Source organism: Paracoccus sp. JM45 (assembly GCF_003590715.1).
Lineage (GTDB): Bacteria > Pseudomonadota > Alphaproteobacteria > Rhodobacterales > Rhodobacteraceae > Paracoccus.
On the sequence record NZ_QQVY01000067.1, the window covers coordinates 1 to 931 of the forward strand.

The following is a 931-nucleotide window of genomic DNA, read 5'->3' on the forward strand; positions in this document are numbered from 1 at the left end:
GAGTGATAAAGCCCTGCTGCACGGCTTTGCGGGCACTGAGCAGAGCGCGCACTTCCTGTGCCGAGACGGATTTGCAATGGACGGGCCGGAACCAGCCGAGATGAAGCAGGCGCGCAATGCCTTCGGCATCCCGTCGGTCCGTCTTGATCGGCATCGCCTTCAAGGCGCCCTTCACCTGCCGGGTCTCCATAAGCACCACACTAAGACCCGCCTCGGTCATGCCTCGATGCAGCCATTGCGATAGGGGGCCGGCTTCAAGACCGACGGCGGCGATGGTGCCGTCCAGGTTCCCAATCCAGCGCGCCAGCGCTTCCGGCTCACTGGCCGCTTGCGCCTCCCTCATAATCTTCCCATGCTCGCTAATGACGCAGATCGCGGTCTTCTCCAGCGACACGTCCAGTCCGACAAACAGTTTCATCCCGCAGTCCTCCAGATGGATCTAATACGGGAATGGCGCCAGATTGACCTGAGTTTGGCAACGGTAACAAGCAGGTCGCGGCGCAGGCCCCGTTACGGCATCTCATTCCTAATCACAGCCAGAATAGGACAGTTGCGGCCAGTGCGATAGCGGAGAGGTATGTCTCCGGACACCTGTCGTAACGCGTGGCGACACGTCTCCAGTCCGTCAAGCGTACAAACATAATCTCGATGCGATTGCGCCTTTTATAGCGCCGCTTATCGTAATGCACTGCCGTCTTACGGCTCTTCCGGCCAGGGATGCAGGCTTTTATCCCTCTGTCCTGCAACGCTTTTCGGAGCCAGTCAGCATCATATCCCCGGTCCGCCAAGAACCAATCAGCCCGCGGCAGGCTGTTCAGCAACGCCGCCGCTCCCGTGTAGTCGCTGACCTGCCCAGCCGATATGAACAACCGGATCGGTCTGCCTTTCGCATCGGTGACGGCATGCAGCTTTGTGTTCATGCCACCTTTTG

2 protein-coding genes are annotated in these 931 nt (G+C 59.5%); both read right to left on the reverse strand.

Annotated features, from left to right (window positions below):
* Positions 1–418: transposase (locus DWB67_RS17735; RefSeq protein WP_147385982.1), on the reverse strand; the 418-nt coding region annotated here is incomplete at its 3' end.
* A gap of 112 nt (positions 419–530) precedes the next feature.
* A partial coding sequence (locus tag DWB67_RS17740) for an IS5 family transposase (protein WP_119808850.1) occupies positions 531–931 on the reverse strand: 401 nt, incomplete at its 5' end.